This is a genomic window from Microbispora sp. NPDC049633 (assembly GCF_040675265.1).
GTDB classification, from domain to species: domain Bacteria; phylum Actinomycetota; class Actinomycetes; order Streptosporangiales; family Streptosporangiaceae; genus Microbispora; species Microbispora maris.
In genome coordinates this window covers 1-1,781 of record NZ_JBFAOO010000405.1, presented here as the reverse complement: position 1 = coordinate 1,781, position 1,781 = coordinate 1, and the positions used below count along the sequence as shown (strand labels likewise).

The 1,781-nt window shown below is 74.8% G+C and carries 3 protein-coding genes; 1 reads left to right on the top strand and 2 read right to left on the bottom strand.

What is annotated here, in order from left to right:
- A partial coding sequence (locus tag AB0J39_RS39420) for a cytochrome P450 (RefSeq protein WP_363474310.1) occupies positions 1 to 780 on the top strand: 780 nt, incomplete at its 5' end.
- On the opposite strand, the gene AB0J39_RS39415 is transcribed toward AB0J39_RS39420, so the two are convergent.
- Positions 760 to 1,077, bottom strand: coding sequence for an antibiotic biosynthesis monooxygenase (locus tag AB0J39_RS39415; RefSeq protein WP_363474308.1), 318 nt, complete (start codon positions 1,075 to 1,077; stop codon positions 760 to 762). The genes AB0J39_RS39420 and AB0J39_RS39415 overlap by 21 nt on opposite strands.
- Positions 1,074 to 1,781, bottom strand: a 708-nt coding sequence (locus tag AB0J39_RS39410; protein WP_363474306.1) for an SAM-dependent methyltransferase, incomplete at its 5' end; no start/stop codon positions are given. The genes AB0J39_RS39410 and AB0J39_RS39415, both read right to left, overlap by 4 nt.

Below are 1,781 nucleotides of genomic sequence, written 5' to 3'. Positions count from 1 at the left end.
GCCGAGCCGCTGCCGGTCACCGTGATCGCCGAGATGCTGGGCGTGCCCGAGGCCGACCGTCACCTCCTGCGCCCCTGGTCGGCCGACATCTGCGGGATGTACGAGCTGAACCCGTCCCCGGAGGTCCAGCACACGGCCGTACGCGCCGCGACGGAGTTCGCCGAGTACCTGCGCGGGCTGGCCAGGGCTCGCAGGGAGCGGCCGGGCGACGACATGATCTCCGCGCTCGCGCAGGTGGTGGACGACGGCGACCGGCTGACCGAGGACGAGCTGATCGGCACCTGCGTGCTGCTGCTCAACGCCGGGCACGAGGCCACGGTCAACGCCACCGGCAGCGGGTGGTGGGCGCTGTTCCGCAACCCGGGTGAGCTGGAGCGGCTGCGCGCCGACCCCGGCCTGATGCCGACGGCGGTGGAGGAGCTGCTGCGCTACGACACCCCGGCGCAGATGTTCGAGCGGTGGGTGCTCGAGGACGTCGAGGTCGGTGGTGTGACGATCCCCCGGGGCGTGGAGATCGCGCTGCTGTTCGGCTCGGCGAACCGGGACCCCGAGGTCTTCGCCGATCCGGACCGCCTGGACATCGGCCGGGCGGACAACCCGCACATCTCGTTCGGCGCCGGCATCCACTTCTGCCTCGGCGCGCCGCTCGCGCGGGTCGAGATGGCGGAGTCCTTCGGCGCGCTGCTGCGCCTCGCCCCCGGCCTGGAGCTCGCCGAGGAGCCGACCTGGAAGCCCAGCTACATCATGCGCGGCCTGGAATCACTGAAGGTCACCGTCTGACACGCTGACCGTGTGGTGGGTGACCGTCGTGTCGTAGCCGAGCAGGGCGGCCTGGGCGGCGGGCTCGACGACGGCGGTGGCGGGATCGTCGCCGGCGAAGCGGCGGATCGCGTCCATCGACTCCCACAGCGTCATGACCTGGATGTCCACCCGGCCGTCGGCGTCCCGCCGCAGCAGGTACGCGCCGCGGTGCCCGTCCACGTCGCGCAGGGAGGGCAGGACCGACGCGGTGAAATGCCGCTCGTAGCGGTCCGCGCCCTCCGGGGTGGCGCTCGCGCGCCAGATTCTCGCGATCATGGTCGCTCCTCTCGATGTCGTGACTGGCTGAGCCAGCCGAAGCCGCCGAGGCCGGCCGGGTCGATCAGCTCGGCCTCCTGGGAGGCCCGGCCGAGCGTCCGTACGTACCCTGCCGGATCGGCGGACGCGAGCGCCAGCGGCGGCCGGGCGCCGGTGACCCCCAGCTCGCGCAGCGCCTCCCGCTGCGTGGTGAGCGTGGTCGCCTCCGCCCCCGCGCGCTCGCCCGCCGCCGCGCAGGCGTCCAGCGCGACGTGGGCGGTGATGTCGCACGACCCGTCCGGCACGGCGGGCACCGGCGCGCCGTCGCGATATCCGGTGAGCGTGCCGAGCGGGGGCCGCCGTCCGGCCAGGTGGGCGTAGTCCACGGCGACCGCGGTGCCGTGCGCCAGCCGCGCGATCACCGAGGCCCACGCCTCGTCCCGGGGACGGCCGATCTCGGCGCGCTCCCCGGCGGAGCGCAGCGGCCACCAGCGCTCCAGCCAGGCCATGTCCTCGGGGGCGGGAGCCGGCCCGGGCCGCTCCTCGCCGGTCGCCGGATCGACGAGCACCAGACGTGGGCCGTCCGGCGTCATCTCGGCGACGTCGAGCGGCACGTTGTCGAGCCACTCGTTGGCGACCACCAGGCCGGCGACGCCGTACGGGACCCGCGGCTCCCAGGCGACGCGGGGATCGAGGCCGCCGGGCCGGGGGGACAGGTCGACGGC